This is a genomic window from Bradyrhizobium sp. 14AA, from assembly GCF_054185205.1.
The window spans coordinates 168,187-194,449 of the sequence record NZ_JAVAYM010000019.1; the positions used below are offsets into that span (position 1 = coordinate 168,187).

The 26,263-nt window shown below is 64.4% G+C and carries 23 protein-coding genes and 2 tRNA genes; 13 read left to right on the forward strand and 12 right to left on the reverse strand.

Annotated features, from left to right (window positions below; all coding sequences use genetic code 11):
• Positions 1-19: 19 nt before the first annotated feature.
• Positions 20-997, reverse strand: coding sequence for an ABC transporter substrate-binding protein (locus RAD15_RS29545; protein WP_458181736.1), 978 nt, complete (start codon positions 995-997; stop codon positions 20-22).
• Positions 998-1,261: 264 nt separating this feature from the next.
• Here RAD15_RS29545 and RAD15_RS29550 point away from each other — a divergent pair, with 264 nt between their 5' ends.
• Positions 1,262-2,284, forward strand: coding sequence for an LLM class flavin-dependent oxidoreductase (locus tag RAD15_RS29550; protein ID WP_458181737.1), 1,023 nt, complete (start codon positions 1,262-1,264; stop codon positions 2,282-2,284).
• A 318-nt stretch (positions 2,285-2,602) separates the two neighbouring features.
• On the opposite strand, the gene RAD15_RS29555 is transcribed toward RAD15_RS29550, so the two are convergent.
• The gene (locus tag RAD15_RS29555) at positions 2,603-3,931 is read right to left on the reverse strand and encodes an aminotransferase class V-fold PLP-dependent enzyme (RefSeq protein WP_458181738.1); all 1,329 of its coding nucleotides are present in this window, start codon (positions 3,929-3,931) and stop codon (positions 2,603-2,605) included.
• A 192-nt stretch (positions 3,932-4,123) separates the two neighbouring features.
• Here RAD15_RS29555 and RAD15_RS29560 point away from each other — a divergent pair, with 192 nt between their 5' ends.
• The gene (locus RAD15_RS29560; RefSeq protein WP_458181739.1) at positions 4,124-4,585 is read left to right on the forward strand and encodes a DUF2846 domain-containing protein; all 462 of its coding nucleotides are present in this window, start codon (positions 4,124-4,126) and stop codon (positions 4,583-4,585) included.
• A 16-nt stretch (positions 4,586-4,601) separates the two neighbouring features.
• Here the strand turns inward: RAD15_RS29560 and RAD15_RS29565 are convergent, their stop codons facing one another.
• From RAD15_RS29565 to RAD15_RS29590, 6 genes are all read right to left on the reverse strand, one after another.
• Complete coding sequence (locus RAD15_RS29565; protein WP_458181740.1) at positions 4,602-4,760, reverse strand: hypothetical protein; 159 nt, start codon at positions 4,758-4,760, stop codon at positions 4,602-4,604.
• Between the two features lie 109 nt (positions 4,761-4,869).
• The gene (locus RAD15_RS29570; protein ID WP_458181741.1) at positions 4,870-5,913 is read right to left on the reverse strand and encodes a zinc-binding dehydrogenase; all 1,044 of its coding nucleotides are present in this window, start codon (positions 5,911-5,913) and stop codon (positions 4,870-4,872) included.
• A 13-nt stretch (positions 5,914-5,926) separates the two neighbouring features.
• Entirely contained in the window at positions 5,927-6,592 is a 666-nt protein-coding gene (locus RAD15_RS29575; protein ID WP_458181742.1) for a class I SAM-dependent methyltransferase, read from the reverse strand.
• A 101-nt stretch (positions 6,593-6,693) separates the two neighbouring features.
• Positions 6,694-7,719, reverse strand: a complete 1,026-nt coding sequence (locus RAD15_RS29580; RefSeq protein ID WP_458181743.1) for a tripartite tricarboxylate transporter substrate binding protein — start codon at positions 7,717-7,719, stop codon at positions 6,694-6,696.
• A 22-nt stretch (positions 7,720-7,741) separates the two neighbouring features.
• A complete protein-coding gene (locus RAD15_RS29585) occupies positions 7,742-9,829 on the reverse strand; it encodes an acetate--CoA ligase family protein (protein WP_458181744.1) in 2,088 nt (695 codons plus the stop codon).
• A gap of 3 nt (positions 9,830-9,832) precedes the next feature.
• Positions 9,833-10,624, reverse strand: a complete 792-nt coding sequence (locus RAD15_RS29590) for an enoyl-CoA hydratase/isomerase family protein (RefSeq protein WP_458181745.1) — start codon at positions 10,622-10,624, stop codon at positions 9,833-9,835.
• 210 nt (positions 10,625-10,834) lie between these two features.
• Here RAD15_RS29590 and RAD15_RS29595 point away from each other — a divergent pair, with 210 nt between their 5' ends.
• On the forward strand, positions 10,835-11,611 hold the full coding sequence (locus RAD15_RS29595) for an IclR family transcriptional regulator (RefSeq protein ID WP_458181746.1): 777 nt from the start codon (positions 10,835-10,837) through the stop codon (positions 11,609-11,611).
• Positions 11,612-11,685: 74 nt separating this feature from the next.
• A complete protein-coding gene (locus tag RAD15_RS29600; protein ID WP_458181747.1) occupies positions 11,686-12,039 on the forward strand; it encodes a hypothetical protein in 354 nt (117 codons plus the stop codon).
• Positions 12,040-12,064: 25 nt separating this feature from the next.
• Here the strand turns inward: RAD15_RS29600 and RAD15_RS29605 are convergent.
• Positions 12,065-12,137: transfer RNA gene (locus RAD15_RS29605), tRNA-Arg, on the reverse strand.
• Positions 12,138-12,164: 27 nt separating this feature from the next.
• Complete coding sequence (locus RAD15_RS29610; protein WP_458181748.1) at positions 12,165-13,067, reverse strand: hypothetical protein; 903 nt, start codon at positions 13,065-13,067, stop codon at positions 12,165-12,167.
• A 302-nt stretch (positions 13,068-13,369) separates the two neighbouring features.
• Between RAD15_RS29610 and RAD15_RS29615 the strand changes: the two genes are divergently transcribed.
• The 4 genes from RAD15_RS29615 to RAD15_RS29630 all read left to right on the forward strand — a co-directional run bounded on the left by RAD15_RS29615 (position 13,370) and on the right by RAD15_RS29630 (position 20,188).
• Positions 13,370-18,193 (forward strand): NAD-glutamate dehydrogenase, encoded by a 4,824-nt coding sequence (locus RAD15_RS29615; protein ID WP_458181749.1) that lies wholly within the window; start codon positions 13,370-13,372, stop codon positions 18,191-18,193.
• A gap of 57 nt (positions 18,194-18,250) precedes the next feature.
• Positions 18,251-18,571, forward strand: coding sequence for a hypothetical protein (locus RAD15_RS29620; RefSeq protein WP_458181750.1), 321 nt, complete (start codon positions 18,251-18,253; stop codon positions 18,569-18,571).
• Between the two features lie 295 nt (positions 18,572-18,866).
• Positions 18,867-19,388, forward strand: a complete 522-nt coding sequence (locus RAD15_RS29625; RefSeq protein ID WP_458181751.1) for a DUF2867 domain-containing protein — start codon at positions 18,867-18,869, stop codon at positions 19,386-19,388.
• 314 nt (positions 19,389-19,702) lie between these two features.
• A complete protein-coding gene (locus RAD15_RS29630) occupies positions 19,703-20,188 on the forward strand; it encodes a DUF2867 domain-containing protein (RefSeq protein ID WP_458181752.1) in 486 nt (161 codons plus the stop codon).
• 93 nt (positions 20,189-20,281) lie between these two features.
• Here RAD15_RS29630 and RAD15_RS29635 read toward each other — a convergent pair.
• Together RAD15_RS29635 and RAD15_RS29640 are read right to left on the reverse strand one after the other, a co-directional pair.
• Positions 20,282-20,358: transfer RNA gene (locus RAD15_RS29635), tRNA-Arg, on the reverse strand.
• Between the two features lie 264 nt (positions 20,359-20,622).
• Positions 20,623-22,122 (reverse strand): ATP-binding protein, encoded by a 1,500-nt coding sequence (locus tag RAD15_RS29640; protein WP_458181753.1) that lies wholly within the window; start codon positions 22,120-22,122, stop codon positions 20,623-20,625.
• A 368-nt stretch (positions 22,123-22,490) separates the two neighbouring features.
• On the opposite strand from RAD15_RS29640, the gene rpmH reads away from it, so the two are divergent.
• From rpmH to RAD15_RS29665, 5 genes are all read left to right on the forward strand, one after another.
• A complete protein-coding gene (gene rpmH / locus RAD15_RS29645) occupies positions 22,491-22,625 on the forward strand; it encodes a 50S ribosomal protein L34 (RefSeq protein ID WP_008542748.1) in 135 nt (44 codons plus the stop codon).
• 27 nt (positions 22,626-22,652) lie between these two features.
• The gene (rnpA, locus tag RAD15_RS29650; RefSeq protein ID WP_458181754.1) at positions 22,653-23,066 is read left to right on the forward strand and encodes a ribonuclease P protein component; all 414 of its coding nucleotides are present in this window, start codon (positions 22,653-22,655) and stop codon (positions 23,064-23,066) included.
• 16 nt (positions 23,067-23,082) lie between these two features.
• A complete protein-coding gene (gene yidC / locus RAD15_RS29655) occupies positions 23,083-24,954 on the forward strand; it encodes a membrane protein insertase YidC (protein ID WP_458181755.1) in 1,872 nt (623 codons plus the stop codon).
• Positions 24,955-25,096: 142 nt separating this feature from the next.
• Positions 25,097-25,759, forward strand: coding sequence for a ribosome biogenesis GTP-binding protein YihA/YsxC (gene yihA / locus RAD15_RS29660; RefSeq protein WP_458181756.1), 663 nt, complete (start codon positions 25,097-25,099; stop codon positions 25,757-25,759).
• Positions 25,759-26,124: a DUF423 domain-containing protein gene (locus RAD15_RS29665; protein WP_458181757.1), complete on the forward strand. Its 366-nt coding sequence runs from the start codon at positions 25,759-25,761 to the stop codon at positions 26,122-26,124. The genes yihA and RAD15_RS29665 overlap by 1 nt, the downstream gene beginning before the upstream one ends.
• The last annotated feature ends 139 nt before the right edge of the window (positions 26,125-26,263 follow it).

Sequence of the window (26,263 nt, forward strand, 5' to 3'; positions counted from 1 at the left end):
GTCCGGACACCTAATACGTTTATTCAATCACCTGATCCGCGCGGGCGAGCAATGTTGGTGGTATCACGATGCTCAAGGCATTAGCCGTTTTGACATTGATCACTAACTCGAACTTTGCCGGCTGTTGAATCGGAAGCTCGGCAGGTTTGACGCCTTTGATGATCTTATCGACGTATGCTGCGCCTCTCTTGAAGAGATCGACGAGGTCGGGGCCGTAGCTCATCAGCGCCCCCATTTCGGCAGCATCGCGATAACCAAAAATCGCCGCCAGTTTTGCCTCTCGCGCAGCATCAACGATATTACGCCGGTACGTCCATAGGAGCCCTTCTGGAAAAACAATGAGCCCCTCAACGTTTCCACGAAGCGAACGGAACACACTGTCGATCTCCTGCGCTCCGCGCACATCGTAAGCGTTGAGAGTAAGCTTTTGCGATTGTGCTGCCTGCTTTACCGCTTCAAGGTAGAAGCGGCTGCCAGGGTTGTCGGAATTCCAAAGCGCGCCAATTCGAATGAGTTTAGGGGCCGCTTCGTGCAGAAGCTCAAGCATTTTTGCGTTTGTTTCCGCCGTGACCTCCAAAGAAAAGCCAGTCAAGTTGCCACCGGGATGAGAGATGCTGGCAGCAAGGCCACCTCCAACGGGATTAACGACGGCAAGCGCGACGATTGGTATGTGTGCTGTAGCTTTCTTGATAGCAACAGCTGGCGGATGGCCCGCCGTGACAATCACGTCCGGCTCACTCTGGGCCAACTCGCGCGCTACGTCGTCATATTGGCTCTCTTGCCCGGCCATCCAGCGGTACTGGATAGAAATGTCACGCCCCTCGCTATAACCTAGCTCCTTCAATCCTTGTCTGAAGGACTCAGCAAGAGGGTTCGGACCAGCCGCAACTGAAAAGAAAACAACACGCCATACTTTTCCTGATCTCTGCGCCAGGACCGATCGCGGCGCAAGGACAGTGATAATCCCGCCTGCAACGAGGCCTCGTCTATCGATCATGCGCCGCTCCTCCTGAAGGTGCGTTACGCCTTTGCAACGGCAGGATACACGCGTGTGCCGCCCGTGACCCGCGAAACAAGGTCGCAGCAAGGATAAGATCAACCGTGATGTCCGCTTCGGGTCAGAATGCGAAATGGCAGCGCTGTCTGCTTATGTCTGCTCCCCCCAAAGAGCGGCCCTTGCGAGTACGCGCCTTTCCAAGTCGCCCAACTTTCCTCCAGCCGACGTATCGCAAACACTTGCGATCGTGCTTACCTTGTCCTCATGAAGAAAATCGGATTCCTGTCCTTCGGACACTGGACGCCCTCGCCGCAGTCGCAGACGCGCTCGGCGGCGGATACGCTGCTGCAATCCATCGAGCTTGCGGTTGCGGCAGAACAGCTCGGCGCCGACGGCGCCTATTTCCGCGTGCATCATTTCGCGCGCCAGCTCGCTTCGCCCTTCCCGCTGCTCGCGGCCGTCGGCGCCAGGACGAGCAAGATCGAGATCGGCACGGCCGTGATCGACATGCGCTACGAGAACCCGCTCTACATGGTGGAGGACGCGGGCTCCGCCGATCTCATCGCCGGCGGGCGGCTTCAGCTCGGCATCAGCCGCGGCTCGCCCGAGCAGGTGATCGACGGCTGGCGCTATTTCGGTTATCGACCGGCCGAGGGCCAGAGCGACGCAGACATGGGCCGCCGCCATGCGGAGGTCTTCCTCGACCTGTTGCGCGGCGAAGGTTTTGCAGAGCCCAATCCGCGGCCGATGTTTCCCAATCCGCCGGGGCTGTTGCGCATCGAGCCGCACGCGGCAGGCCTGCGCGAACGGATCTGGTGGGGCGCCGGCTCGAACGCCACCGCGGTGTGGGCGGCGCAGCTCGGCATGAATTTGCAAAGCTCGACGCTGAAGAGCGACGAGACCGGCGAGGCCTTCCATGTGCAGCAGGCCGCGCAAATCCGCAGCTATCGCGCCGCGTGGAAAGAAGCCGGCCATACCCGCAAGCCCCGCGTGTCCGTCAGCCGCAGCATCTTCGCGCTGATGGACGATCGCGACCGCGCCTATTTCGGCGGGGAACGCGGAGGCGAAGACCAGATCGGCTTCATCGACCCGCAGACCCGGGCGATCTTCGGCCGGTCTTATGCGGCAGAGCCGGATGCGCTGATCGAGCAGCTGCGGCAGGACGAGGCGATCGCGGAGGCGGATACGCTGCTGTTGACCATTCCGAACCAGCTTGGCGTCGACTACTGCGCGCATGCGATCGAGGCGATCCTCACGCACGTGGCGCCGGCGCTGGGGTGGCGGTGAGGCGAACGGCGACATGCTCCCAGGCAGGCCAATCGCGTATCGCATTGTGGGCGGCCCGCTTCGCGGTCTCCTCAGGATGAGGCTAAGCGGCGCCGGTGCCCCTTGGAACGACAGCCGCGCACTCTGTCCTCATCCTGAGGAGCCCGTCTAAAGCGCGATGAGATTGGGTTGAATCGTCATCGCGCTTTAGCTCTTTGTTTGAGCATGATCTTTTCGGAAAACCGCTTCACACTTTTCCGGATCATGCTCTGAAGCGGGCGTCTCGAAGGATGGCCACGGGGATACGCTTTCATATGCGGTAGGCCTCCCCTCCCGAGTTCACCCCGTCTTCGTGCCAGTGACGACGGCCAGCGCCTCGACGAGGCGGTCGAGATCGGCCTCCTCGGTGTAGAGCGCCGGCGTCACGCGGATGCACTGGCCCTTGGCGACGCCGGCGCGGCGCACCGTCAGGATCTTGTAGCCGTCCCGGAGTTTCGTCACCGTGGCGTCGTTGTCGGTCTTGCTCGTCTTGCCGGCAAGGCGGAAGGACGTGATCGCGCCATATGAGCCGACTTCATCCGGCGTCAGGATCTCGATATCCTTGAACCCGCGCACGCGGCTCACCCAGTAGTCGCGCAAGTAGCGCAGCCGGGCCTGTTTCGCCGCCGCGCCGATCTGCTGATGCAGCGCCACGGCCGCGGGCACCGTCAGCACTGTCGCGAAATTGACCGTGCCGGTGTGCACTCGCGAGCGGATGTCGGTCTCCGCAAAGTCCTCGTCGCCCATGTCGCGGTCGATGTCGGCGAGGCGGTCCTTCCTGATGTAGAGGAAGCCCACGCCGAGCGGCGCGCCGATCCATTTGTGCAGGTTGAAGCCGACGAAATCGACCTCGAGCTCACCCACCTTGAAGTCCATCTGTCCCCAGGAATGCGCGGCGTCGACGATGGTGTCGATGCCCTTGGCCTTCGCCATGCGGGCGATCTCGGCGACCGGCATGACGAAGCCGGTGCGATGGCTGACATGGGTCAGGAGGAGAAGTCTGGTCTTCGGATTGGCCTCGAGGGCGCGGGCATAGGCGTCGAGCACGCTCTGGCGGGTGGCGGGCTCCGGCACATCGAATTTGACGACGTCGACGCCGCGGCGCGCTTTGAGCGCGTTCATGGCATATTGCATCGAGTCATAGTCGAGGTCGGCGTAGAGCACGCTGTCGCCGGGCTTCAGCTTGTTGTAGCCGCCGATGAGGAGTTGCAGCGCTTCGGTCGCGCCACGGGTCAGCGCGATCTCCTCCGCGGCAGCGCCGACCGCCTCCGCCACCTTGGCGCGCACCGCCTCGAAATCCGCACCCGCGCGCAGCCGCGCGTAGTAGGTGTTCTGATAGTTGATCATGTCGGACTGCCGGATGAACTCGCGCCTCACCGGCTCGGCCATGATGCCCCAATAGCCGTTCTCGAAATTGACGACATCAGGCGTCACGGCATAGAGCCCCTTCACCGCCGCCCAATAGGCCTTGTCGGTGGCGACGGCCGATCCGGCCGGCTGCGGCGGCAGGCCTTCGGCCGCCATGACCGTTGCAGCCCTGGCCGGTGCCGCCAGGGACGTGACGGCCGCGGCCGCAAGGCCCTTCAGGATCGACCGGCGGTCGGACGACATTGTCTCAGTCAGATGCATATCAGCCTCCACGATGCGCGGCGAAGGGAGCAGCGATCAATAGATCGCCAATGACAAGGCGGTGACAGTTCGATGATGCCCCGACAGCGAGCCTGTCGCCGGCTGCCGCCACACGACCTGTAGTCGAGATTGACTTCAGCCACCACCCTCGCCAATGATGCCCCGGGGACCATTGGAATGATTGAGGGGCGAATGCGTTTGGGTGTGGGGATTTTTGCCGTGGCCGCGCTGCTTGCGGGGTGCGCATCGGGGCCAATGGGCGGCCAGGCTCTGACTGAGAACGTCAAATCGAATACTGCACGCCTTGTGGTGTATCGCTCGTCCGCCCTGGGATTTGCGGTCCAGCCCAACTATGCCGTGGACGGACGCGTGATTGGCGGCAGCCAGGCCGCGGGCTTCCTGGCGTGCGATCTGGCTCCCGGCCGACACGAGGTCGCCGTCAACAATCTGCCACTGAGCAGCAATCTGTTCGGGCAGGGCAGCGAGAAGGTGAGCCTCGATCTGCGCGCGGGCAGCACCACCTACCTGTCCGCCCAGCCGCAGATGGGAATCGTGACGCCCGGCGCGATCACGCTGATCCAGGTCACGGAAAGCCAGGGCCGCGCGGACGTCGCCAGCCTGCACCAGAGCAACGGCTCATGTGGCAAGGCGTGATTCAACTCGCACGCGCTCAAAACAAGGCAGCCTTCAGAGCCTGTCCGTAGATCATCGCGGCGACGAGGGAGAGCAGCAGGCCCGCTCCCGAGAAGATCACGATGACCTTCAGAATTTCGACGTCGACGTTGGTTCTCGTCGCGCGGGATATCGCCCTTGCCAGTGCAGCCATCATCGCCAGCTCCGAGCCGGGCCGCTCGCGGGCCCAAGTCGGTCTAGCGCTTTTGGACGCGTTTGCGTGTGAAGCAGATTACAGGTGAGCCTGCGCGATAACCGGCCGAAGCTCAGCTGATGTTCAGGAGGATTCGCCCCGATTTGCCGCTGCGCATCAAGTCCAGCGCGTCGTTGACGTCATCGAGCGCGAACTCGTCGGTCACGATGCCGCGGTAACTGACCTTGCCGGCCTCGTCGAGACGAACGAGACGCGGGATATCGCGCGCCGGCTGGCATTGCCCACCTTCCGAGCCCTTCAGCACTTTCTCGAAATGCAGAGGCAGCGTGTAGATTTCGACCTTCTCGCGGGGCACGCCGACGAGGATGCAGCGGCCTTTCTTCGCGGTGACCTCGTAGGCGAGCTCGATCAACTTGCTGACGCCGGTGGTCTCGACGACCTTGTCGGGTCCGTCGGCCCCCGTGATGGAGCGAACTGCGGCGGCGACATCCTCCACCGCGTCGGAGTTGATGGTGTGGGTGGCGCCGAACTGTCGCGCCATCTCGAGCTTGTTGTCGAGGCGGTCGATCGCAATGACCGGATAGGCGCCGACCATCGCGGCGAACTGCACGATGTTCAAGCCGACACCGCCGACGCCGAACACGACCACGGCTTCCCCGATGGCGATTTGCGCATCGTTGTTGACGACGCCGAGCGCGGTCGTCACCGCGCAGCCGAGCAGCGGCGCGCTCCTGCGATCGATCGAGGCAGGAACGGGCGTGACGCGATTCTCCGACACCACGGCATATTCGTTGAAGGTGGTGACCCAGCCCGCATTGAGGCGCTTGCCGCGCCAGGAATAAACCGGCGTGTTGGACTGGATGCCCTTGCCCGGCCGCCAGTGCATGACGACGGTGTCGCCCTGCTTGCAGGAGACGACGCCGGGGCCGGTTTCGACGATGGTCGCCAGCGCTTCGTGCCCCAGCAGATGCGGCAGGAACTTGTCGACGCCCTTGACGGCGTCGATCTCGTTGATCTGTGCGCCGCAGATGCTCGAGGTGTGCACGTGCGCGAGCACCTGGCCGTGTTCGAGCGCATCCGGTAGGGTGAACTCGTCGACGATCAGCGGCTTGCCCGATTCGATGAGAATCGCTGCCTTTGCAGTCTTGATATCCATGAGGCGCGCCCGATCACTCGAAATAGATGAATTCGTAATCGCCGGTGTAGCCGAGCTTTCCGTACAGCCATATCCATTCGGACGTGTGCAGGATGGACTCCGCCGTCAGCGCCCAGCATTCGAGGTTGTGCAGCTCGGCAACGTTCCGGTAGCCCTCGACCATGACGTATTTGTTCTTGCCGACCCGCTCGATCTCCTTGAGCGCGGCATCGAGCTCGTAGAGCCTGAGATTGTGCAGGGTGCCGAGCGAGATGACGAGGTCGAAACTGTCGTCGCCATAGGGGTAGACGTCCTGGGCGCGATAGTTGAACAGATACGGCCTCACCTGCTCGTGCGAATTGGCGAGACCGTGCTTGGAGATGTCGAAGCCGGTGACCTTCAGGCCCGGCAGGATTTTCTGCGTTTCGTACAGCAAGAAGCCCTTGCCGCAGCCGACGTCGAGCACGCTGGACCCGTCCTTCAGGCCGTAGGCCTCGATCAGCGCCTTGGCGACCGGCGCCCAGCGCCCCTCGATGAAGCGGTAGCCGCCATAGCCGAAGCGGCGGTCGCCATCCCAGTAATCGGCCTCGTATTCCCGCGCCTTCAGCGAGCAGCCGATTTTGTCGTCGTTCATGCGGCCCATGTAGTCGCGCTTGGTCGCAGTATGCAGTGGCGTCACGATATTCAGCAGTCGTCCCATTGAGCCCTCGAATTCCATCACTGCAACTCGCCCTAGCACTTTCGCCAGGGGCCATCGTTGTTTCAGATCAATGATTGGAAATGGGCGGGCGCCGATGCCTGCTACTGCACCTCGATGTTCGCGTCCTTGACCAGCTTGCGCCAGCGTTCCTCCTCCTGCCGGACATAACGATCGAGCTCTTCCGGAGCGCCGCCAACCATGATGAGGCCTTCGTTGGCCTCCAGTTGCTTGAAGGCACCGGACCGAACGGCCTTGGCGACCGCCTGATTCAAGCGCGCAATCACCGGGGCAGGCGTTTGGGCCGGAGCGTACAATCCGTACCAGGACTCGGCCGCGTAACCCGGCACCCCCGCCTCGGCGACAGCAGGCAATTGCGGGAACGCTGCCGAACGTTCGGCGGATGTTACGGCCAGCGCCCGGAGCTGACCCGCGGCCACCAGCGAGGCCGCGCTGGCCACGGTGGTGAACATCACGTCGATCTGACCGCCCAGGAGATCGCTGATCGCAGGCGCCGCGCCCTTGTAGGGCACCGCCGTCATCTTGACCTTGGCCATGGAATTGAACAGCTCGCCGGCGAGATGCGCCGAGGTCCCGGTGCCGAACGTCCCGAAATTGAGCTTACCCGGATTGGCTCTGGCCTCGGCGATCAGATCCGAGATCGAGTTGATCTTCGATGCCGGGTTGACGACGACGATGTTGAAGGACCGCGCGATCAGCGAGACCGCCGCGAAATCCTTGTGCGGATCGAACGGCAGCTTGTTGTACAGGCTCGGGTTGACCGCATGCGCGAAGGTCGCCATCAGCAGCGAATAGCCGTCAGGCTCGCTCGTCGCCACCGTCTGGGTTCCGATGATGGTGCCGGCGCCCGGCTTGTTCTCGATGATGACGGATTTGCCGAGGTCCGTTTGGATCTCCTGCGCTGTGGTTCGCGCGATGATGTCGGTCCCGCCGCCGGCCGCGAAGGGCACCACGATCTTGATGATCTTCTCGGGATATTCGGCGCGCGCCGGCGCCAGTCCGAGCCCCGCGACGACCGCACAGGCGAGGATGGCGAGGTCCAACCAACGCCGCACGGCGAAACCCTTCCCGCGAGCGCCGTCGTGATTGATGATGTCGCCAATGGCCATCTGGACCTCCATCCGATTTTGTTCAGACATTGAGAACGACCAATCCGTCGGCCGCCTTCACGCCCTGGCCCGCCGGCAGCACGAACACCGGATTGATTTCGGCCTCGACGAGGCGATCGCCGAGTTGCGCGACCATGCGCGAGAAAGCGACAATCGTTCCTGCAAGCGCCTCGACATCGCATTTCGGCCGCCCCCGAAAACCGTCCAGCAGCGGCCACGTGACGAGATCGCGCGCCATCGCTCTCGCTTCGGCCAGGCCGAGACCGCCGTCCGGAGGAAGCAGACGCATGGTCGTGTCCTTGAACAGCTCGGCGGTGACGCCGCCCATTCCGAGGAGGATGGCCACGCCCAGGGGATCCCGGTGCATCCCGAGAATGATTTCAACGCCGCCTGAAATCATTTCCTGAACCAGGAATTGGCCGGGTCGCTTCCCGGTCCTGAGCGCGACCTCGTCAGCCATCACCGTCAGGCGGCCGCCAATCGTGTCGGCTGTCAGATTGACCGCGACGCCGCCGATGTCGCTCTTGTGCGCGATCTCGCGCGAGAGAATCTTGAGCACGACGGGGCCGCCGAAGTCGCGCGCCGCCTGTTCCGCTTCACTCGCGGTTGCGACCATTTTCTCCGCCACGACCGGCACACCAAAGCGGGCGAACAACGCCTTGGCCTGTGCCTCATCCAGCGATCCCGCCGGGAGGCCGCTGACGTCGACCGTCGTCAGGGAGGAGCCGGATGTCTGGACGTGCTCCGGCATTGCGGCCTGCAAGAGTCCATCGAGCGCATTGGCGCAGCTCTCGGCGGAGGTGTAGGCCGGGACGCCGCGCCGGGTGAGGACGGAGACGACGTCGGGCGCGTAGGGACTCACATAGGCCATGACGGGCTTGTCGCTGAGCGGCAGGCAGTCGTGGATCGCATCGGCCATCAGGGCCGGCGATCCCACGGCCGAGGAGCCGGCAATGACGACCAGCGCATCGTAGGAAGCACTTGCGAGCAGGATGCGGATTGCGGCGCGAAGCAGATCCGGCTGCAGGCCGGCCAGGGTCACGTCGATCGGATTGCGATCGAGACTGGCGTGCGATCCCGACTGCAAGGCGCGCAGTTGCGCGGCCGTCTCCGCATCGGGGGCGGGTGTCACGAAGCCCGCGGCGCCCAGACTGTCGGAAACGATCGTGCCAGCGCCGCCGGTCGAGGTGAGGATCGCCACGCGTCTGCCGGAAAGCTTCCGTCCCACGCAGAGGGCTGCGGGAATGTCGAGCAGGTCCTCGAACGTTCTCGCGCGGATCACGCCGAGCTGCCTGAACAGGGCGTCATACATGCGGTCGGAACCCGCAAGCGCCCCCGTGTGCGAGACGGCCGCCTTTGCACCCGCCTCCGATCGCCCGATCTTGAAGGCGACGACAGGTTTGCCGGCGCGACGCGCCCTAAGCACCGCCTCCCGGAAGCGAGCCGGATTGCGGATCGCCTCGATATAGAGCGCAATGACCCTGGTCGCGCTGTCGTCGGCGAGAAAGTCGATGAAGTCGGCGAGTTCGAGATCGGCTTCGTTGCTGGTCGACACCAGCTTGGACAGCCCCACCCCGCGCGCCGCAGCGCGCGACAGCACGGCGCCGAGAATGCCCCCGCTTTGCGAGACCAGTCCGATCGCGCCCGTCGGGAAGTGATCCATCGCCAGCGCGCCCGAGGCCGACAGCACGATATTGTCGGTGAGATTCACCAGGCCAATCGTGTTCGGCCCGAGAAGGCGCATGGAGCCGGCGGCCTGCATGAGCTGCTTCTGCCGCTCAGCGCCTTCCGCCCCGGTCTCAGTAAAGCCGCTGGCGAGAACGATCGCCGCGGCGGCGCCTCGCTCGGACAATTCGCGCACCGCGATGTGGGCGCGTTCCGCGCCGAGCAGGACGATGCCGACATCAGGCACATCAGGCAGCGAGGCGACGTCGGCGTAGCAGGTGAGACCGCCGATGTCCGCGACCTTCGGATTGACGGGGTAGATCGCTCCCGCAAAACCATGCTTCTGGAGATAGGAGACCGGTCGCCCCGACGTCTTGCTGGGGTCCGCTGAGGCGCCAATCACGGCGATGCTGCGCGGCCGGATCAGGCGTTCGATCGCATTCATCGCTCAATCCTTCAATGAGGATTGCGCGAGGAAAGCCGTCACGGCGTCGCGATGCTCCGCGCTGGTGTAGCAAATGGCCTGCGCCTGGCTGCCGAGATTGAAAATGTCGTGCGCGGAATGCTCGAACGTCTCATTCAGGATCTTCTTGCCCAGCGCCAGCGCGGTGGGAGACCCCTGAGCCAGTTCGGCCGCCCAGGCCTGCGCGGCCGGCACCAGCTCGGTCGAAGCCACCTTGCGATCGACGATGCCGAGCGCGAGCGCTTCGTCGGCCTCGACGATGCGCCCGGTGAAGATCAGCTCCTTTGCCTTGGGAAGCCCGACCCGGCGCGGCAGGAAATACAGCCCGCCGCCGTCGGGTATCAAACCGCGCTTGATGTAGGACCAGGTGAATTTCGATCGTTCCGTGCCCATGACGAAGTCGCAGGCCAGCGCGGTGTCGGCACCGAGGCCCGCCGCGGCGCCGTTGACGGCGGCGATGGTCGGTTTCGGCAGGCCCAGCAGCAGCGACTGCACGTGATGCACGCCCTGCTGACGGCTCCATCCGTTGAACGCGACTTCGCCCTGCGGCGCCTCGAGCCGGCGTTTCATTCCGCTGATGTCGCCGCCGGCGCAGAAGGCGTTGCCGCGCCCGGTCAGCACCAGGGCCTTGATCGCCTTGTCGCGGGCGACGGTTTCGAGGGCGCCTGCGAACTCGGAGCGCATCTCGTCGCTCATGGCGTTGCGCCGTTCCGGCCGGTTGAAGGCGATCGTCGCGACACCGGCCTCGACGGAAAATTCGATGAGCTGATAGGACATGGCAAGCTCCGTGGTTGGAGTCGGATCGATCACCGCCACGCATCGCGAATATCGCAAGGATCCGCGCGCGCTCCCGAATGCCGGTTTCAGGCCGCGCCGTTTCCTCGTTCATCCCTGCGCAGCCGGGCATTCTTCTCTATGCCTGTAGCGGCTTGCACCTGCTCGAACATCCCCTTAATTCCACTGAGTGGAAATGACGGGAGGCTGGATGTGACGCAGGTGCGCAGATATGCCGGCGGGGTCGATGGCAACCGGTCGCTCGAGAGAGGCATCGAAATCCTCAGGGCCTTCCGCCCCGGCGTCGACACGCTGGGCAATGGCGAGATTGCGGAGCGAACCGGATTGCCGCGATCGACGGTCAGCCGGCTGACGCGAGCGCTGGTCAATTCCGGGATGCTCGACGAGGTCCGCGCTGAGCGGGCCTACCGCCTTGCCGCGTCCGTCATCAGCATCGGCCACGCCATGCGGACGGGATCACCCGTGCTCAACGCGATCGGAGCGATGATGCGGGCGGAATCGGCCAAGCGCCGGCTGAACGTCGGGCTCGCGACTGCGGACCGAACCATGATGGTTTATCTGGAGTCGATCCGCTACAGCCCGCGCGCGGCGCTGCGCAACGTGGTCGCCGGCCAGCAGGTTCCGATGGAGCTGACGTCGCTCGGTCGCGCCTACCTCGCCGGCATTGCCGAGACCGAGCGCGAGCGATTGCTGAAACTGTTCAAGCGGCGCAGCACTGCTGCCACCAAGGCGCTGCTTGCGGACGTCAGGAGATCGATCAGCTCCGTCGAACGCGACGGCTATTGTGCCGTGTCGTGGCAGCCCGCCGTTCTCGCCGTCGCAACGCCCATCGTGCTGGACGGGCTTCCGGTCTACGCACTCAACATGAGCCTGCAAAATGTCGACCGGTCCGATGCGCTGGCGAGCGAGATCGGCTCGTACCTCAACGCCTTCGCGGCCAAGTGCAAGGAGGCGCTGGCGGGCCGTTGAACCGGACTGGCGCGAGGACCGACGAAGATGCGTGCCGTCGCATCTGCATGGCGCCTCTGGCTGTCGAGCGAACAATGAGAAAGCGAATTTCCGCGGTGATTCTCGTTGCGGCCCTGCCGATGCTGGTTGCGTGCGGGCAGCCGGTGCCGGAGGACAAGGCCGCTTATGTTGGCGAGTGGCACGCCGAGGCGATGGACGTCGAGCTGACCAAGGACGGGGTCGTCCACTACAAGCGCGTCACGGACGGCACCGCGATCGGCGAGGTCACGACAACGATCAATGCCCCGCTGCGGCGGTTCGAGGGCGACAATTTCGTCGTCGGCATTCCGTTCCTGTCGACGACATTCGAGGTGTCGACACCGCCGCATCAGGAAGCGGGGACATGGAAGATGGTCGTCGACGGCGTTGAGATGATCCGCGCTCGATAACAAAATGGTCAATAGCGACAAATAGCGCGCCCGGAACGATTCGACGTCCGCCCCTCGGATTCGTAGTCTGACGCTCCATCCAGCCGAGCTGCGGACGCTTGCCCCGGCGCTATCACGCAGCGCCGCTACAATTTCCCATAGACGCGCCCGGCGACCGCCTTCAGGCGCTCGACCGAGCCGGACTCCGGATGCGGCTTGACCGGCGCGAACAGGATCGAGGCCTGCCGGCCGTTCTTCCAGACAAAGATGTTGACGGCATTGCCGTTGCCCTTGGTGCAGGAATGCTCGCCGAACGCCTCACTGCCGAGCTCGGGGATCGCCACGTGCTGGCACGGGCCGGTGCGTTTCATCATGCTGACGACGGTGGCGCGCGAGATGTCGATCACCGCGACGGTCATGGTGTTGGCCTCGCGATCGAACATCATGCAGCTGCCGGCGCCGGTCCGCTGCACCGTCAGCGTGCTCTTGTCGAGAAAGCCGTCGGCATCCGCGGCCGTGAGCCACTCGCAATCGCCGAACCGCTCGCTGCTCTTGCCCACGTTGCCGATGGCAACGCGCGCGACCTCGGTGAGCGGTCCGAGCAGCGCGCCGTCGGCACGCCGGCCGATCGGATAGACGCTGACCTGCACAATGTAATCGCCGGACACGGCGACGACCGAGGCCTCCTGGCGTTCTGCGCCGGCGGCGCTCGTTCCGCCCTGGCCTTCTTCGCCGATCCCCGCGACTGCGTTAAGCGGCATGCGCTCGGCAAGCGTCTTGACGAAGGTCGCGTACAATTCCCTGGCGCGGTCCTTGTCGGGATTGCGGAACACGGTCAGCATCATCGTGTCGCCGCGCCCCGCCTGGTAGATGCAGCCGCGGCCGTCCTGATTTGAAATCAGGGACCATTTGAGCGCCGGCATCGCGCCGGCGAGCTCCTTGGCGCTGATGAACGGGCAGGTTTCGGCAGCGTGCACGGGAAGCACCGGGACGGCTGCGATGGCAAGGAACAGGACGAGGCAGGGGAACAGACGATCGATCATGCGCATGGGACATGCATACTATCGAAATGGCGCGCCATTCAGAATAAAATCACGAACTCATACACGATTGAAATTCCTCGTCATTTTGCAGGGCACCCAACGGCGCGATGGTCGTCGGCACCGATTTTCCACCCCCAAAGCGCGCCTCACAACTCCACGCGCCATGACGGCTGCGGAATGCTAATATCGTCGAAGCCGCCAGACCGTAGATTCCGCCGAGGCGATTGAAACGCGGTCAAGAAGATGCGCTCGAAGAGGCGCACTCCAAGAACAATGCCCGACCGTAATTGCGGCTCGTCGGCTGGGACATGGAGGACGCTATGGCATGGCGTGACGACAAGGCCCGGGCAACTCTGATCCACGAGGCAGCAGGAAGCGTGCAGCCGGGCAAGGCCCCCCGAAGCTTTGCCGAGCTTTTGTTCGCCTTCACCAATGTCGAGGATCTCGCCAGTCACGATGCCTCCTCGCTCGCCTTCCTGGCGGAGCAAGCCTGGGAGCACGTGCAGCGGCGCACGGCGGGGCGTGCCGATATCCGCGTCGTCAATCCGATGATGCCGGACGGGCGCGAGATCTCCGTGCTCGAGATCCTCAACGACAACATGCCCTTCCTGTTCGATTCCACCATGGCGGAGCTCACCGAGCAGGGCATCGAAGTCGCCCTCGTCGCTCACCCCATCGTCGCGGTGGAGCGCGATGACCAGGGCAAGCTCCTGCGCTTCTATGGCGAGGCACTGCCGGAAGGGGCAAAGGGCGCGCGAGAGAGTCTGATTCACCTCCACATCACCCGCCTGGACGCCGACGCGGACCGCGAGAGGCTGATCGACGGCCTCACCAGGACGTTGAGCGACGTGCGCGCCTGCGTCGCGGACTGGCGCGCCATGCGCGACCGCGTCGAGGACGCGGTCAAGACGTTCGCGTCCAATCCGCCGCCGCTTCCGATCGACGAGGTCGCCGAGGCCAACCAGTTCCTGCAATGGCTGTGCGCGGACAATTTCACCTTTCTCGGCGTGCGCGAATACCGCTTCTTGCCCGGCCGCGATGCGTCGGACGACATCACGACCGCCGAAGGCCTCGGCATCCTCCGCGATCCCGATGTGAAGGTCCTGCGCCGCGGCAGCGAAATGGTGGTGATGACGCCGGAGATTCGTGAGTTCATGCACGAGCCGACCCTGCTCATCGTCATCAAGGCCAATGTGAGCAGCCGCGTTCATCGCCGCATCCGGATGGATTATGTCGGCATCAAGCTCTATACGCCCGACGGCCGGCTCGAGGGTGAATTGCGAGTCGTCGGCCTGTTCACCTCGGGTGCCTATACGCGCTCGGCACGACAGATCCCCTATGTTCGCCACAAGGTAGCGCGGGTGCTCCAGCGCGCCGGCTTCGACCCGAACAGCCATTCCGGCAAGGCTCTCCAGCATATTCTCGAGGAATATCCGCGCGACGAACTTTTCCAGATCGACGTCGATACCCTCTTCGATTTCGTCATGGAGGTCCTGATCCTCTATGAGCGCCCCCGCGTCCGGGCGCTGGCGCGGGTCGACAAGTTCGATCGCTTCGTTTCCATCCTCGTTTTCATTCCGCGCGACAAATACGACACCGACGTGCGCATGCGCGTCGGCGCCTTCCTCTCGCAGAGCTACAAGGGGGCACTGTCGGCCTCCTACGTGTCCTTCCCCGAAGGAGCATTGGCGCGCGTCCACTACATCGTCGGACGCTATGAAGGTAAGACCCCCGCCGTCGAGCGCGCCACGCTGGAAGCCGGGATCAGCGCCATTGCCGCGACCTGGGCCGACAAGCTGAAGGCGGCGCTGGCTGCGTCGACCGACGGCATGCGGGCGCGCATGCTCGCAAATCGCTATGCCCAGGCCTTCAGCGGCGGCTATACCGAGGCTTCCACGGCAGAACAGGCGATCGCCGATATCGCCACCATCGAGAAGCTCACACCGGCCCGCCCGGTGACGATTTCGGTTCACCGCTTCGAGGAGGATGATCCCAGGCGCTTCGGCCTCAGGGTGTTTTCGGATGCCGCGCCGCTGTCGCTGTCCTACCGCGTGCCGGTGATCGAAAATCACGGCCTGCGCGTGGTCAACGAACGCACCTATCAGATCGTGCCCGGCAACAGGCCCGAGCCGGTCTGGCTGCACGACATGACGATCGAGACCAGCGACGGCCAGCCGATCGAGATCAGCCGGGACTTCAGCCATCGCCTGGAGGCCTCGATCATGGCGGTGGTCACCGATCGCGCCGAATCCGACGGGTACAATGCCTTGATCCTGCGCACGGCCCTGGGCTGGCGGGAAATCTCGACCATCCGGGCGCTGTCGCGCTATTTGCACCAGATCCGCGCACCGTTCACCCAGGACTATATGTGGGAGACCTTGCGCAAGAACGCCGCGATCACGGCAAACCTCGTCGCGCTGTTCCAGGCCCGCCGCGATCCGCGCCTCGTCCTGACCGATCGCGAGCGTTCGGCGCGCGAGATAACCCTTCTTGCCGAGATCGAGGAGCAGCTCAAATCCGTAGCCTCGCTCGATGAAGACCGCATCCTGCGCCGTTTCACCAATCTGGTGCAGTCGACCATCCGCACCAATTTGTGGCAGCTCGGCCCCGACGGACATCCGCGCCCGGTGATCTCCTTCAAGTTCGACGCGCGCAAGATCGAGGATCTGCCCCCTCCCCGACCGCTCTACGAGATTTTCGTCTATTCACCGCGTGTCGAAGGCATTCACCTGCGCTTCGGCAAGGTTGCGCGCGGTGGCTTGCGCTGGTCCGATCGGCCGCAGGATTTCCGCACCGAGATCCTCGGCCTCGTGAAAGCACAGCAAGTCAAGAACGCCGTGATCGTGCCGGTCGGCGCCAAGGGCGGCTTCGTGCCCAAGCGCCTGCCGCCGCCCTCCGATCGCGAGGCGTGGCTCGCGGAAGGCACCGAAGCCTATCGCATCTTCGTGCGCTCGCTGCTCGAACTCACCGACAATCTCGACGGCGACATCGTGGTGCCGCCCGACTTGACCGTGCGGCATGACGGCGACGATCCCTATCTGGTCGTCGCCGCCGACAAGGGCACCGCCACCTTCTCCGACATCGCCAACGCGATCTCGGCCGAGAAGAACCATTGGCTCGGCGATGCCTTCGCCTCCGGCGGCAGCCAGGGCTACGACCACAAGAAGATGGGGATCACGGCGCGCGGCGCCTGGGAGGCGGTCAAGCGCCACTTCCGCGAGCTCGGCACCGACATTCAGGCCATGCCCTTCACCGTGGTCGGCGTCGGGGACATGTCAGGCGACGTCTTCGGCAACGGCATGCTGCTCTCGCCGGCGACGAAGCTCGTTGCGGCGTTCGATCACCGCGACATCTTCATCGATCCCTCCCCTGACCCGGCGACCAGCTTCACTGAGCGCAAGCGCCTGTTCGACCTGCCGCGATCTAGCTGGCAGGACTACAACAAATCGCTGATCTCGCAGGGCGGCGGCGTGTTCTCGCGCTCGCTCAAGGCGATCCCGCTCGCGCCGGAAGTGCGCACCCTGCTCGATCTCGACAAGGAGCAGGCCACGCCCTTCGAGGTGATGACGGCGATCCTGAAGGCGCGCGCGGACCTGTTATGGTTCGGCGGCATCGGCACCTATGTCCGGTCGTCGGCGGAGAGCGACGATCAGGCCGGCGACCGCGCCAACGATCCGATCCGCATCAGCGGGACCGACGTTCGCGCCAGGGTGATCGGCGAAGGCGCCAATCTCGGCGTCACCCAGCGCGGGCGCATCGAAGCGGCGCAGAAGGGCGTCAAGCTCAACACCGACGCGATCGACAATTCGGCCGGCGTGAATACGTCCGACGTCGAGGTCAACATCAAGATCGCATTGGCGCGCCCCGAGCGCGAGGGACGCCTCAGCCCGGCTGATCGCAACACCCTGCTTGCCGCGATGACCGGCGAAGTCGGTGCGCTGGTCCTGCGCAACAACTATCTGCAGACGCTGGCGGTCTCGCTCGCCGAACGCAAGGGCATGGCCGAGACCGGCTTCCTCACGCGCCTGATGCAGTCGCTCGAGCAACGCAGCCTGCTCAGCCGCGCCGTCGAATTCCTGCCTGACGACGCCGCGATCGCCGAACGGACCAGGCGCGGGCAGTCCCTGACACGGCCCGAGCTTGCCGTGCTGCTCGCCTACGCCAAGCTGACGCTCTACAGTGACCTGCTCGAAACCGGTGTGCCTGATGATCCTTATCTCGCCCGCAGACTGTCCCTGTATTTTCCGCGCGAGGTTCTCGACAAATTCCCGGCCGCGGTCGAGCTCCATCGACTCCGTCGCGAGATCATCGCGACCAGTCTGGTCAATGCCGTGATCAACCGCGGGGGCCCGGCCTGCATCGTACGCCTGACCGACGAGACCGACGCCGATATCTCGACCATCGTCATGGCCCAGGTGGCGGTGGACTCGATCTACGAGCTCAGGCGACTCAATGACGCGATCGACGCGCTCGACACCGGCATCGACGGACAGTTGCAGCTCAGCCTCTACGCGGCGATCCAGGATCTCCTGCTCTCCCGCATGGTCTGGTATGTGCGCAATGTCGACTTCAGGGATGGTCTCAGCGCAGTGATCGCCCGGTTTGGCCCTGCCGTCCGCGAGGTCGCAGCCTCGCTCGACGACGCCCTGCCACCGGACTTGCAGGCCGCACGCAGCAAGCGCCGGCAGGACCTGACCGGTGCCGGCGTGCCGACCGGACTCGCCGGCGAGCTGGCCGACCTCGACGCCCTGGTCTCGGCGCCTGATATCGTGACGGTCGCCGAGCGCACCGGCCGCAGCATCGGCGATGCCACCGCGACGTTCTTTGCCGCCGAAGCCAATTTCCGTCTCGACCGCATCACCGCCGCCGCGCGCAGCGTGCCGGCCAGCGATCATTTCGAGCGCATGGCCATCGACCGCGCCGTCGAGCTGATCGCGGCAGCCGAAAGACGCCTGGCTGCAGACATGCTGACCATCGGCCAATCCGGTCAGCAGGCGGCGGAGACCTGGCTTGCAGCTCATCCCGAGGCGACGCGCATCCGCCGTGCGGTCGAAGAGATTGCCGCCGGCGGCCTGACGCTCGCCAAGCTGATGGTGGCGGCGAACCTGCTGGGGGACCTGGTCAAAGCCTGAGGGCGTGCGAGGCCGCGATGCGAGACGTGCAATGCTAGCGCAGAACGGAGGAAGCCAATGATCCACGCCACTTGCCATACCGCCGACAATGTCCGCTGCATCGAGTTCGATGCCACGCCGTGGTTCAGCGAGGCTGACGCTCCGAGCATCATCGATTTGGCCCGACGCGGATGGACCAGCTTGGCGATCGCAGAATCCCTCGAGCACCGACGAGGCTACGAAGGCTTGCACGACCTCGTTGAATACGCTGTGAAGCGACTGCAGTTGGAATCGCTGGAGGACCCGACCTGGGAAACCTTCGAATGTGTCGTCGATGGACCCGAGGCCGTCGCCTGGCTCAAACAGAACCGGCCCAACGTCGTGGCAAGGATCCCGTAAGCCACGGCGAGCGCAGCGAGGGCCACAATTCATTGGCGGCATACGAAGCCGAAATGGCACGCCACGGCCGATGAAGATGGGCACGATTGCTTCGCCTTGGCACTATGATGCCGCACCCGCCATGCGCCAAGATCTGCGAGTCCGCGACGCCCTGCGATTTTCCGCTATACATCATGGCGCGTGCGGTCTGACCGGATCAGTGCATGGGAGCTATGCCTTTGATGGAAAACATCCTGCGGACAGGCGAGGGTCGAGTCCCGACAGGGACGAGGGCCCGGGTGCCCGGAGGGCAGTTATGAATGTCGTCGAATGCGACGTGCCCCGCCACAGCGTATTGGGCAACGACTTGATCGAACGTGCTGATTTTCGTGACGCTTACCGTGTACCCCTGAGCCGCTCGGACCTTAGTGTCGTTGAAATCTTCTTCGCAATTTTCGCGGAGCGGCCCGGCTGGATGAATCTGATGCTGATTGCGCGCAACAGGGCCGCAGCTTTGGCCGGTCTGGAGGTGCCGACCACGTCGGAGATCATGAAGGTGGAAAGGAGAGCCCACTACTCTGTCGGCGAAAAGATCGGACCATGGCCCATCTTTTTTCTGGGCTCGGACGAACTCGTTGCCGGCCGGGACAACAAGCATATGGATTTCAGGCTCTCGGTCATGAAGGTACACGACGGCACCAGGCCAAGCGCCGTGGTGTCTACTCTTTGCATGGCTCACAACAAGTTCGGGCAATGCTACTTGTCCTGCATTACTCCTTTTCACAGATTTGGCTTGCAGAAGCTGCTGGCCAACGCGCTTGCCGCGCAGCGTCTATGAGGCGCGGTTTGCCCCTCAACGGACTCCGCGCTATTGTGGCCTGGTTGCTTAAAGCAACCTGCTGCAACAGCGATTTCAGGTTGTTGCCCTTCATCCGGAGGCGGTCATAGAGCATGCCGAAGTTCGATCATGGCGGCTCCTGCGATAGCAGGCGGAGGATGGAGGCAATCGACGCGTTCGTTTCGGACGCTGACGTTGGGCCTTACACGACGGCACGGCGCGCAGCATCTTCCGGCAACTTGTTTGCCTTCACCCCTCGCGGCTGATGCACTTCAGGAAAAGCTGGCGATATGTCTAGAGCCCATGCGGTACCCGTGCCGTCCGACAGCGCCCTGGCGCCGCGTTATGTGGGCGCGGACCTGCTGGATGCGTACGCGATTCAGTTGCCGGTGGGGGCCAACGACGATCTCGAAGTGCTGGCGCGCGCCGGGTTCGAGCGGCAGGCGTGGTGGATTCGCGCGCTGACGCGGGTGCGCGATGTGATGATGGCGACAGTCGGCGTCAAATCGTCTCGCGCGGTCGGTGCTGCCGCGGCGACGCGGGGGCCGGTGATCGGCTTCTTTCCGCTGCTGTCGCAGAGTGCGGGCGAGTTGGTGGTCGGCGAGGACGACCGGCATCTCGACTTCCGAGTCGCGATCCTGCTGCGCACGGGCGCGGCGGGCGGCCGGGAGCTCGTCGTGGTGACGGTCGTGCATTGCCATAACCGGCTGGGGCGGACGTACCTGGCGGTGATCGCGCCGTTCCACCGCGTGATCGCGCGGGCGAGTTTGGAACAGGCGGCAAGGGCGACAGAGGGCTAGATCGGGTCGACGGGGATGCGGGGATTGGCGCTCGTCGCCGCTGAAAGCGCAAACGGCGGGTTTTGGAGTGCCAGTTTTGTTTTTGTAACGAAATGGCGCGCCCGGAACGATTCGAACGTCCGACCCTCAGATTCGTAGTCTGATGCTCTATCCAGCTGAGCTACGGGCGCGTTTTTCGCAAACAGCGCGGGCTTGGGCCCGCAGGCAGCCCCCAGCGAAGCCGGAGGGGGTGCGAAAGAGCGCTCTGACTAACCGCTCTTGTCGGCGTTGGCAAGGTCCGGGATGGGGAGATTTTGCATGGAGACGACGGTTTGCCTCCGGTCATTCCGGGGCTCGCGAAGCGAGAACCCGGAATCTCGTGCCTAAAACCTCTGGATTCCGGGTTCGGCGCTTTGCGCCGCCCCGGAATGACGGTTGGCTCGGCCGCTGGCCGACTACGCCCTCGCCCGCTCGTTGCGGATGGAGAGCAGTTCCACGGGGCGGTCGGGGATGACGATCCGGAATGTGGCGCCGATGGTGCCTTCGACCAGATGAATGTCGCCGCCATGGGCGCGGACCAGCTCGGCGGCAATCGCGAGACCAAGGCCGCTGCCGCCGGGGCGCCCGGAGGTCTGGAACGCCTCGAACAGATGGTCACGCGTCTTCTGGGGCACGCCGGGGCCGGTGTCGGAGACCTCCAGGATGGCGACGGCACCCTCGCGTTTTCCCGTGATCCGGATCTGCTGCGCACCGCCGTCACCCGACGCATGACTTTCCAGGGCCTGGGCGGCGTTGCGAACGAGGTTGAGCAGCACGCGGAACAGCTGGTCGGGATCGGCATCGATCGCGAGCCCGCGCTCGATCGCCGCGACCCAGACGATTGCAGCATCGGACGCGAGGCCCGCGGTCTCCCGCACCTCCAGCACCACAGGCTCGATCAGGATCATGCGGCGGTCGGGCGCGGCTTCCTGGGCGCGGCCGTAGGACAATGTCGACTGGCAGAAGGCGATGGCGCGCTCGAGCGAGCGCACGAGTTTCGGCGCAAAGCGCTGCACCCGCGGATCCGGCACGCTGGCGAGCTGGTCGGACAAAAGCTGGGCCGAAGCGAGCAGATTGCGCAGATCGTGGTTGATCTTGGACACCGCGAGGCCGAGCGCGGCTAGCCGGCTCTTCTGGTTCAGCATCGACATCAGATCGCGCTGCATGTCGGACAATTCGCGCTCGGCGACCCCGATCTCGTCGCTGCGCTGGCTCGGCACGATGATCCGCGCCGAACTCTCGGGGTTTTCGTGGAAGCCGACCAGGCTCGCAGTCAGCCGCCGCATCGGGCGCACGAAGAGATAATGGAGCGCGAGATAGACGAGGCCCGCGGTCAGCACCGCGATGATCAGGGCGACCACCACGACGTTGCGGGAGAAGCGGTACATCTGCTGCCGCAGCGGCAGCTCGTCGGTGACGATCTCGATGAACTGCGCGGTGCCGACGCCCGGCCCGACGATGCGGATGGCCTGGTTGCCGGTCTCCAGCATCATCCGGAACGAGCCGGTGATCGCCTCCCAGGCCGTCATGTCGCGCAGGTCGATGTCATGCTCGATGGCGGCCGGAATGTTGTCGCTGGCGAGCAGCCGGCGCTGCTGGCCCATCTTGATGGCGACGGCACGGGCATTGATGCTTTTCAGGATCTGGCGCGACAGCGAATCGGGGACCATGCCGAGCGGCGCGGCATCCAGCACCAGCGCCGCCGTGTTGGCCGCCGCCACCCGGTCGTTCAGCCGGTTGACCCAGAAGTTGGCGATGGCGGGCACGTAGAGCAGGACGGCGGCGATCATCACCAGGGGAACGGTGAGCAGCAGCAGCTTGCCCGACAGCCCGAGCCCCGCGGGCCCACGCGGCCGCGTCGCCGGCTGGTCCGGCTGATCCGTCGTCTGGATCGGCTGGAGGTCTGTCGCTGCCACGAAATTCGCCCTCGGTGCCTTTGGGCCGGTCTAAGGATTTGGCGGGTGAAGGATGCGGCCCGCCCCTGGGTCCGGTCAAATTACGGATCGCTAATCTCCCAAGGTGGGATGTAAGCGCTGATATGGCGAGTTGCTACCTCTGGGGTTAAAAACCCCGCACAAACAGTGATATTCACCGGAATCGAGCGCTTGTGCGGCGTTGACGAAAACAAGTCGCTCCCTTATAAGCCGCGCAAATTGTCCGCGATGACCCGGTTTGACGCCGGGAGCGGCTCTTCTGGGGCCGAAAATGGCCCGTTTGGGGCCGCATCTTCCGGACTTTCCTATCAATTCTACAGGCAAATTGCCCGGTCAGCGGAGAAAAACCCGTGAAGCGGACTTATCAACCCAGCAAACTGGTGCGCAAGCGCCGTCACGGCTTCCGTGCTCGTCTCGCGACTGCCGGCGGCCGCAAGGTTCTCGCCGCCCGCCGCGCCCGCGGCCGCAAGCGTCTGAGCGCCTGAGCCGGACCCCCTTTTTGGGATTTCATCATGGATCGGCTGAGGCAGCGAGCGGATTTCCTCGCCGTTGCCAATGGCGCGCGGGCGAATAGTCCCGCGTTCGTCCTGCAAAGCCTTGACCGCCGAAGCCTTGGCCGCGACGACAGCGGCCCGATCCGGATCGGCTTCACCGTTACCAAAAAGAACGGCAACGCCCCCGAGCGCAATCGTATCCGGCGCCGGCTTCGCGAACTGGTGAAGCGGCTCGATCCGGTGTCGATGCAGCCCCATCATGATTATGTGCTGGTCGGACGACGGGACGCGCTCTCGCGCGACTTCACGACCATGCTCGACGATCTGCGCATAGCGTTCACGAAGCCCGTGCGGCATACGGCCCAGGGACCGCAAAAGGGACGCGGCCGACGGCCGGGCCCCGCCCCAGCTGCCAGCCGCAAACCGGATTGATGACGAGACCATAGTGATGACCGACAATCGCAATACCATCCTCGCCGTCATTCTGTCGGGCCTGGTGCTGATCGCCTGGCAGTATTTCTACAACGTGCCGGCGATGGAGAAGCAGCGCGCCCAGCAGCAGGCGGCCGAGCTCCAGAAGACCACGCCGCAGCCGACGGCGTCGGCAACGCCGGGCGCACCCCCGCAGCCGGGCAGCACAGGCGCGCCCTCCGCTCCCCCTGCCGCCAACCAGCCGGCTCAGCCGACCATGAGCCGCGAGGCCGCGATTGCGGCCTCCCCCCGCATCAAGATCGAGACGCCCCGCTTGACCGGCAGCATTGCCTTGAAGGGCGCGCGCATCGACGATCTTGCGCTGGTGCAGTATCGCGAAACGGTCGATCCGAAGTCGCCGCCGATCATCCTCTATTCGCCGTCGGGCACCGCGGAGCCCTATTACGCCGAGTTTGGCTGGGTGGCCGGGGCAGGTGGCGCAAAGGTGCCCGACCGGACCACCGATTGGCAGCAGGAGGGCACCAACAGCCTGACGCCGTCCACGCCGGTCGTGCTGAAATACGACAATGGTGAAGGCCTCACCTTCCGCCGCACCATTACGATCGACGACCACTACCTCTTCAGCATCAAGGACGAGGCGAGCAACGTCGGCAACGCACCGGTCAAGCTCTATCCCTACGCGCTGATCTCACGCCACGGCACGCCGCAGGTCTCGGGCTACTACATCCTGCACGAAGGCCTGATCGGTTACCTGGGCGACCAAGGCTTGCAGGAGAAGGCCTATAAGGCCGTGACCGAAGCGCCTGCGATCCGCGCCGGCGGAGGACACGGATTCGAATTCAACAACGTCACCAATGCCTGGCTCGGCATTACCGACAAATATTGGGCGTCCGCACTCCTTCCCGACACGTCAGCGACGCTCAAAGCCAGCTTCGTCGCCGAACCCGGCACCCAGACCCGATACCAGACCGACTATCTGCAAAGCGAGCAGACCGTCGCGATCGGCGGCACGACGACGGCGAACGCGCGGCTGTTCGCCGGCGCCAAGGAAGCCGGCGTCGTCGGCGTGTTCCCGTTCGCCGGCCTCGGCGGCTACAACAAGGAGCTGGGGCTGAACCATTTCGATCTGTTGATCGACTGGGGCTGGTTCTACTTCATCACCAAGCCGATGTTCCTCGGCCTCGACTTCTTCTACCGCTTCTTCGGCAATTTCGGCATCTCGATCCTGCTCGTGACCGTGATCGTGAAGCTCTTGTTCTTCCCGCTGGCGAACAAGTCCTACGCCTCGATGGCGAAGATGAAGTCGATCCAGCCGCAGCTGCAGGCGCTCAAGGAGCGCTATCCCGACGACAAGGTGAAGCAGCAGCAGGAGATGATGGAGATCTACCGCAAGGAGAAGATCAATCCGGTCGCCGGCTGTCTTCCCGTGGTGATCCAGATCCCCGTGTTCTTCTCGCTCTACAAGGTGCTGTTCGTCACCATCGAGATGCGGCACGCGCCGTTCTACGGCTGGATCAAGGACCTCTCCGCGCCGGATCCGACCAACCTGTTCACGCTGTTCGGCCTGATCCCGTTCGATCCGACCACGCTGCCTGTGTTCGGCCATTACCTCGCGCTCGGCATCTGGCCGATCATCATGGGCATCACGATGTGGTTCCAGATGAAGCTCAACCCGACGCCGCCGGATCCGACGCAGCAGATCATCTTCAACTGGATGCCGCTGATCTTCACCTTCATGCTGGCGGGCTTCCCGGCGGGCCTCGTGATCTACTGGGCCTGGAACAATCTGCTCTCGGTGCTCCAGCAGAGCTTCATCATGCGCCGCAACGGCGTGAAGGTGGAATTATTCGACAATCTCAAGGCGACGTTCGCGAAGAAGGCGACGTAGGCGTCCGGCAGGTGCCCGCTCACGTCATGCGGGCACAATGCTTCCAAGTCGTCATGCCCGGGCTTGTCCCGGGCATCCACGTTTTGGAAGCTCGCTCAGTAGCAAGACGTGGATGGCCGGGACGAGAGGATAGAGCGGTCGGATGAACGATAAGACCGACGACAAAGATGCGAAGCTGATCGAGGCCGGGCGAAAGCTGTTCGCGCGCGACTGGCAGTTCATCTGGGCCTCGCCCTCGATCCAGACGCTGCCGCCGATGGCCGGACTCGAGGTCGCCTTTGCCGGCCGCTCCAATGTCGGCAAGTCCAGCCTGATCAACGCGCTCACCGGGCGCAACGCGCTGGCGCGCACCTCGCATACGCCGGGCCGCACCCAGGAGCTGATCTTCTTCGAGGTCCCCGGGAAGACTGACCTGCGCCTCGTCGACATGCCCGGCTACGGCTACGCCAAGGCACCGAAGAGCCAGGTCGCGTCCTGGACCGAGCTGATCCACACATTCCTGCTCGGCCGCGCCTCGCTCGCGCGCGTCTACGTGTTGATCGATTCGCGGCATGGCCTGAAGGACGTCGACCTCGAAGTGCTCAAGACGCTCGACCGCTCCGCCGTCAGCTACCAGATCGTGCTGACCAAGGCCGACCAGGTGAAGGCCTCCGAGCTGCAGTCGCGCATCACCGAGACCGAAGCTGCGCTGGCAAAACATCCGGCCGCGTTCCCCAACGTGCTCGCGACCTCGTCGCGGAGCTCGACCGGCATGGAGAGCCTGCGCGCCGCGATGGCGAAGCTGCTGGAAGAGCGGACCTCGTAATGGTGGCGCACCGCCTGCTGATTGGGCTTGCCGGCTTGATGGGCGCCGCCGGCGTCGCACTGGCCGCCGCCTCCGCCCATGGCGCGGACGCGAGCCGGCTCGCCTCGGCGAGCGCCATGCTGCTGTTTCATGCCACTGCCATACTTGCAGCCATCGCCCTGCTCGCGCGCGGCCTTCTGCACGGCGGAATTGGCCTCATCGCCGCGTTCGGCTTCGTGATCGGCGCCGCGCTGTTCGCCGGCGACCTCACCTTGCGGCAATATGCCGGGCACGGGCTGTTTCCGATGGCGGCGCCGACCGGCGGAACGGTGATGATCGCGGGCTGGCTGGCGGTGACGCTCGCGGCGGCGCTGGCGAGGAAGTAGCGTCTTCTTCTTTCTCCCCTTGTGGGCCTGTTGCGCTACTGCCTTTTGAGGCAGGAGACGAGAGAGAGAGGGCACTGTTGGCGCCAATTGTCAGGGCGAGACTGTAGTTGGTGCCCTCTCCGGGCGTCTCACGCGGCGA

Bases quoted from the DNA above. Each gene is read 5' to 3' on its own strand.
- RAD15_RS29580 (WP_458181743.1), bottom strand. From the start codon at position 7,719: ATGGCCATTGGCGACATCATCAATCACGACGGCGCTCGCGGGAAGGGT.
- RAD15_RS29565 (WP_458181740.1), bottom strand. From the start codon at position 4,760: ATGATGGCTGCACTGGCAAGGGCGATATCCCGCGCGACGAGAACCAAC.
- RAD15_RS29570 (WP_458181741.1), bottom strand. From the start codon at position 5,913: ATGGATATCAAGACTGCAAAGGCAGCGATTCTCATCGAATCGGGCAAG.
- RAD15_RS29550 (WP_458181737.1), top strand. From the start codon at position 1,262: ATGAAGAAAATCGGATTCCTGTCCTTCGGACACTGGACGCCCTCGCCG.
- rnpA (WP_458181754.1), top strand. From the start codon at position 22,653: ATGGATCGGCTGAGGCAGCGAGCGGATTTCCTCGCCGTTGCCAATGGC.
- RAD15_RS29560 (WP_458181739.1), top strand. From the start codon at position 4,124: ATGCGTTTGGGTGTGGGGATTTTTGCCGTGGCCGCGCTGCTTGCGGGG.
- RAD15_RS29615 (WP_458181749.1), top strand. From the start codon at position 13,370: ATGGAGGACGCTATGGCATGGCGTGACGACAAGGCCCGGGCAACTCTG.
- RAD15_RS29575 (WP_458181742.1), bottom strand. From the start codon at position 6,592: ATGGGACGACTGCTGAATATCGTGACGCCACTGCATACTGCGACCAAG.
- RAD15_RS29585 (WP_458181744.1), bottom strand. From the start codon at position 9,829: ATGAATGCGATCGAACGCCTGATCCGGCCGCGCAGCATCGCCGTGATT.
- RAD15_RS29590 (WP_458181745.1), bottom strand. From the start codon at position 10,624: ATGTCCTATCAGCTCATCGAATTTTCCGTCGAGGCCGGTGTCGCGACG.
- yidC (WP_458181755.1), top strand. From the start codon at position 23,083: ATGACCGACAATCGCAATACCATCCTCGCCGTCATTCTGTCGGGCCTG.
- RAD15_RS29600 (WP_458181747.1), top strand. From the start codon at position 11,686: ATGAGAAAGCGAATTTCCGCGGTGATTCTCGTTGCGGCCCTGCCGATG.
- RAD15_RS29620 (WP_458181750.1), top strand. From the start codon at position 18,251: ATGATCCACGCCACTTGCCATACCGCCGACAATGTCCGCTGCATCGAG.
- RAD15_RS29610 (WP_458181748.1), bottom strand. From the start codon at position 13,067: ATGCGCATGATCGATCGTCTGTTCCCCTGCCTCGTCCTGTTCCTTGCC.
- RAD15_RS29665 (WP_458181757.1), top strand. From the start codon at position 25,759: ATGGTGGCGCACCGCCTGCTGATTGGGCTTGCCGGCTTGATGGGCGCC.
- yihA (WP_458181756.1), top strand. From the start codon at position 25,097: ATGAACGATAAGACCGACGACAAAGATGCGAAGCTGATCGAGGCCGGG.
- RAD15_RS29545 (WP_458181736.1), bottom strand. From the start codon at position 997: ATGATCGATAGACGAGGCCTCGTTGCAGGCGGGATTATCACTGTCCTT.
- RAD15_RS29555 (WP_458181738.1), bottom strand. From the start codon at position 3,931: ATGCATCTGACTGAGACAATGTCGTCCGACCGCCGGTCGATCCTGAAG.
- RAD15_RS29625 (WP_458181751.1), top strand. From the start codon at position 18,867: ATGAATGTCGTCGAATGCGACGTGCCCCGCCACAGCGTATTGGGCAAC.